Here is a 4,913-nt window from a genome sequence, read left to right on the forward strand (position 1 = left end):
GTTGAGTTCTCAAGGAACGGACACTTCCTTCGGACCGCCTTCCAGCGGACCCTCCGGGCGTTTCGCTCTTCCGTGTTTCCAGCTTATCAGATCCGCGCCCGGTCGTTTTACCGACCGTTTGTTTTTCGGATTCCCGCTGGAGGGATTTCCTTCGACTTCGCAGAGAAGCTTATCAAAAGCTTCGGAGTGCTCAGTCCCGGGATTTGTCTTCGCCGGGTGGCGGTCCGGACGGACGCTCTGCCCTGGCTCGACGGTGTCGTAGACACTACGCCTGGTTCCGGCCGTTGTCCAGCCAGCCCCAACCGTTCAAACCTACTAGCCCGTCAAATCCACGTCAATGGCCTTCGGGATGATCAAGAGCCTACCAGGCGCCGGCCGGTCTCAGGCCGCGACGGGCTGGAGGTCGGTGCGGTCTGCGGCCTCCACGTCGCCGAACTCTCCGGTGGCCGCGGCGCGGCGGCCGAGCACCAGGGCGTACAGCAGGAAGAGCACCTCGACGGTGACGCCGATCGAGATCCGTGCCCAGGTGGGCAGGCCGGAGGGGGTCACGAAGGCCTCGATGGCGCCGGTGACCATGAGCACCGCGGCCAGGCCGATGGCCATGCCGATCGCGGCCCGGCCCTCCTCGGCCAGGGCCGCGGCGCGGGTGCGGCGGCCCGGGTCGACGACCGTCCAGCCCAGGCGCAGGCCGACGCCGGCCGCCACGAAGACGGCGGTGAGCTCCAGCAGGCCGTGCGGGAGCAGCAGGCCGAGGAAGAGGTCGAGGCGGCCGGCGGAGGACATCAGGCCGAGGCCGATCCCGAGGTTCATCACGTTCCCGAAGAGGACCCAGAGCACGGGGAGGCCGAGCAGGACGCCGAAGACCAGGCACTGGGCGGCGACCCAGGCGTTGTTGGTCCACACCTGGAAGGCGAAGGAGGTGGCCGGGTGCTCGGAGTAGTACGCCTCGAACCCGCCGCCCGGGCGTGTCATCTCGCGGAGCTGCTCGGGCGCACCGAGGCTGGCGCGGACCTCGGGGTGGCTGGAGATCCACCAGGCGATGAGGGCGCTGAGCAGCAGGGAGAGGACGCCGACGGGGATCCACCACCAGCGGGCGCGGTAGAGGGCGGCCGGGAAGCCGACGGTGAAGTAGCGGCCCGCGTCCCGCCAGGAGGAGGTGCGGGCGCCCGTCACGGCGCTGCGGCCGCGGGCGACCAGCGTGGTGAGGCGGCCCTCCAGGACGGGGTCGGGAGCCGCCGTCTGGACCTGGGCGAGGTGGCCGGTGGCGCGCTGGTAGAGCGCGATGAGCTCGTCCGCCTCGGCGCCGCTCGGCCTGCGCCGCCGGCTCAGGGTCTCCAGTCGGCGCCACTCCTCCTGGTGCGAGGCGACGAAGACGTCCAGGTCCATGCGGCTCACTTCCACGGGGCGGCGAGGGCGGGGGCTGGCCTAGCTTGCCAGAGGCGGGCGGCCGTATGTTTGGCCGCCGGGGATCACGAACGGAACGGATGGGGGGACGCGGTGAGCGACCTGGTGACGGGCGAGGCCGTCGTCCTGGGGCTGCGGGCGGCGAAGGTGCCCAGCCGGGCGCTGGCGATCGCCCTGGACCTGGCCGTGGAGACGGTGGCGCTGATGGTCACCGGCACGGTGGTGCTCGCCGCGCTGCCGGCGCTGGACGAGGCGGCCGCCGCTGCGGTGGTGCTCGGCCTGAGCGTGTTCTTCCTGCTGGGGCTGCCCGTGCTGGTCGAGACGCTGTCGCGCGGACGCTCGCTGGGCAAGCTGGCACTCGGCCTGCGGGTGGTGCGGACGGACGGCGGGCCGGTGCGCTTCCGGCACGCGCTGGTGCGCGGGCTGGTCTCGGTGCTGGAGATCCAGATGTCCGTGGGCACGGTGGCCGTGATCGCCTCGCTGGTCTCTCCGCAGGGCCGCCGGCTGGGCGACGTCTTCGCGGGCACGCTGGTGGTGCGGGAGCGGCTGCCGCAGGCCGCGCGGGCGCAGTCGGCGCTGCCGGCGGCTCCCCCGGCGCTGCTGCACGCGATCGGCGAGCAGCTGGTGGCACTGGACTTCTCGGCGGTGCCGGACGGACTGTGGCTGGCGGTGCGGCAGTTCCTGGGCCGGCTCGGCCAGCTCGACCCGGCGGTGGCGGCGGGGATGGCGGAGCGGCTCGCGGCCGACCTCGCCGGGCGGACGGGCCGCCCGGTGCCGTACGGCGTGCATCCGGCGGCCTACCTGTCGGCCGTCCTCACCGAGCGGCAGCGGCGCGAGTGGGAGCGGGCCGCCGAGGCGGCCCGCCGGCAGCAGTCCCCCGCCCCGGGCGGTCCGGCTCCCGCGGCGCCTCCCGCTCCGGGCCCGTACACGCCGCAGGTCCCGCACACCGCGCCGGCCCCGCAGGCCCCGCACGCGCCGTCCCTGCCTCCCCAGCAGACTCCCGTCCCGCCGCAGGCGCCCCCGGCGCCCTCGACGGGCTTCGCCCCGCCGTCCTGACCGGGCGCTGGCACCGGTCTCAGCCGGTGAAACGGTCCGGCCAGGTGTTGGGCGGGGACTGCAGTTCCTCCAGTTCGACGCCGGGGGCGGAGAGCACCACGTCGCCGGCGATGTGGACGGGCCGCTGCTCGCCGGTGGCGAGGTCGGCGACCGTGTAGCGCTCGACGAGCAGCGGCCCGCTGTCGGTGTCGTGGGTGTCGACCCCGGCCAGCTGCCAGCCCTGGTCGACGGTGCGCGGGGCGAGGACGGGTTCGGTGAGCTCCACCAGGCGCACCCGCGTGCTCGCTCCCGGCTCCAGCCGCAGCATCCGGGCGGTGGCGATCAGGAAGGCCGGCGAGGTGCCGGTGAAGCCGTGGGCCCGGTCGTGGCCCTCCACCGCGCTGTCCCCGGCCGGGTCGTCGGCGGCCGCCCGGACCCAGGCGACGCCGTCGACCGCGCCGCCCCGGACCTGCCAGCCGGCCGCCCGGAGCTCCATGCGCAGCGGGCGGCAGCGGGAGTCGAGGGTGAGGTCGGTGGCGGCGAGGACGCTGCCGTCGGGCGCGTAGGTCTTGGAGACGTACCGCCAGCCGGCCGGGCCCGGGGCGCAGCTGAAGCGTTCCTCGCCGATCAGCGCGGGGCCGTGGCCGGCGGGGCCGGTGTCGGTGTGCAGGGAGTAGCGGCCGTTGGGCATGGCCCGAAGCCTACGTGCAACCTTTTCGGGCCCCGGCTGCATCAGGGGGGCGGGCGGTGCGGGGCGTACCGCCGGGACGTGGGAGGAGGGGCCTTCGATGGGGAGGACGGCGGGTTCCGCGCGGCACGTGCGCGACGCCGAGTTCACCGAGTACGTGGCCTCCCGGGCGGGCTGGCTGCGGAAGGTCGCGTACCTGCTGTGCTCGGACTGGCACCGGGCGGACGACCTGGTGCAGGAGTGCATCACCAAGCTCTACGCGAACTGGTCGCGGGTCGGGCAGGTGCAGAACCGGGACGGCTACGCGCGGACGGTTCTGGTGAACACGTACCTGGCGGAGCAGCGGTCGCCGTGGTGGCGGCGGATCCGGACGGTCGGGTCCGAGCCGGACGCCGGTGCGGTGGTGGCGGCGGACCTGGACGCGTCGCTGGACCTGCGGCAGGCGCTCTCGTCGCTGCCGCCGCGGCAGCGGGCGGCGGTGGTGCTGCGCTACTACTGCGATCTGACGGTGGAGCAGACGGCGGACGTGCTGGGCTGCTCGACGGGCAATGTGAAGAGCCAGACCTCGCGGGGGCTGGCGGCGCTGCGCCGCCGGGTGGTCCCTGCTCGGGCAGGAGGGGCGGAGGCGTGAGCGGGGTCAGGTCGGAGCAGGAGCTGGTCGCCGGGCTGGCGGAGCTGGCCGAGTCGGCGGCGCCGCCGAGCGGCGTCGACGTGTGCGCGGCGGTGCGGCAGGGGCGGGGCCGGGTGGCCCGGCGGCGGATGTCGGTGTGGGGGGCGGCCGCCGCGGTGCTGCTGGTGTGCAGTTCGGTGGCGGCGGGGGTGGGCGGCCGGTCGGTGTCGCCGGTCGGTCCGGCGGGACCGGGGGCCGGGTCGACGGCGCCCTCGGTGACGCCGCGTCCGGGCACTCCGAGCCCGGGGGCGAGTGCGCCGGACGGGGCGACGGCGGCGGACGGGTTCGCGCCGCTGTCGGTGGAGGCGGACTTCGGCTGGCTGCCGGACTCGATGAAGGTGGTGCGCTACACGTCGGGGGCCAACGGGCTGCGGGTCCAGGCGGCGGACGACGCCTCGGGCCGGGGGATGCGCTTCGGCCTGGCCGTGTACCGGGCGGACGAACTGCCACCGGTCGACATGCGCGACGGGACGGAGCGGGGCCTGGTGGCGGCGGCGCCGGTGAACGGCCGGGAGGCGTTCTGGGCCGCGCCCGACTCCACGGTGGGCGGGCGCTCGGTGCTGCGCTGGCACCTGGCGAACGGCCGGTGGGCGGAGCTCACCTCCTCCGCGGTACCGCCGGGCCAGCAGGCCACGCTGATGCACAAGGTGGCCGAGAAGGCGTCACTCGGGCTGCGCCCGGTGGCGCTGCCGGTGCGGCTGACCGGGGTGCCGGCGGCGTACGCGGTCACCAACGCGGATCTGCTGCGGCCGCGCGCGGGGGCGGGCGACTGGTCGCTGCGGCTGACGTTCTCGGTCTCGTCGACGCAGTCGTTCAGCACCACGGTGGTGCCGCTCGGCTCGGACTGGCTGCCCCGGATGCAGGCGGTGGAGGGCACCGCCGGGGAGACCGATCCGTCGGCCTGCCGGGAGCAGGGCGGGCTGATGGTGTGCGTGCAGACGGCGGACCGCAGTGCGCTGACCGCGGTGGGCGGCCCTGCGGGCTGGCTCCCGCACGTCGTGGCGATCGGCGCGGACCCAGCCGCGTGGGAGAGCATCGGGCCTCCGGGGCGGGTGCCCCACTCACGGCGGCCGGCCCGACCCGTCGAGGAGCGTGACCGCCGGACGTCGAACCGCC

Annotated in this window: 4 protein-coding genes and 1 pseudogene; 3 read left to right on the top strand and 2 right to left on the bottom strand. The window is 75.1% G+C overall.

The genetic code is table 11. The annotated features are described in order from the left end of the window. Window positions 1-381: 381 nt before the first annotated feature. Window positions 382-1,386 carry a stage II sporulation protein M gene (locus tag AB0442_RS41825; protein WP_366168755.1) on the bottom strand — a complete coding sequence of 335 codons (1,005 nt, stop codon included), beginning with the start codon at window positions 1,384-1,386 and terminating at the stop codon, window positions 382-384. 111 nt (window positions 1,387-1,497) lie between these two features. Here AB0442_RS41825 and AB0442_RS41830 point away from each other — a divergent pair, with 111 nt between their 5' ends. Then, window positions 1,498-2,460: an RDD family protein gene (locus AB0442_RS41830; RefSeq protein ID WP_366168756.1), complete on the top strand. Its 963-nt coding sequence runs from the start codon at window positions 1,498-1,500 to the stop codon at window positions 2,458-2,460. A 19-nt stretch (window positions 2,461-2,479) separates the two neighbouring features. Here AB0442_RS41830 and AB0442_RS41835 read toward each other — a convergent pair whose 3' ends face one another. Then, entirely contained in the window at window positions 2,480-3,130 is a 651-nt protein-coding gene (locus AB0442_RS41835) for a hypothetical protein (RefSeq protein ID WP_366168757.1), read from the bottom strand. 97 nt (window positions 3,131-3,227) lie between these two features. Here AB0442_RS41835 and AB0442_RS41840 point away from each other — a divergent pair, with 97 nt between their 5' ends. Continuing rightward, window positions 3,228-3,758: a SigE family RNA polymerase sigma factor gene (locus tag AB0442_RS41840; RefSeq protein ID WP_366168758.1), complete on the top strand. Its 531-nt coding sequence runs from the start codon at window positions 3,228-3,230 to the stop codon at window positions 3,756-3,758. Then, window positions 3,755-4,913, top strand: a pseudogene (locus AB0442_RS41845) (hypothetical protein); the annotation flags it as partial. The gene AB0442_RS41840 and the pseudogene AB0442_RS41845, both read left to right, overlap by 4 nt.

The organism is Kitasatospora sp. NPDC085895, assembly GCF_040702125.1.
Lineage (GTDB): Bacteria > Actinomycetota > Actinomycetes > Streptomycetales > Streptomycetaceae > Kitasatospora > Kitasatospora arboriphila.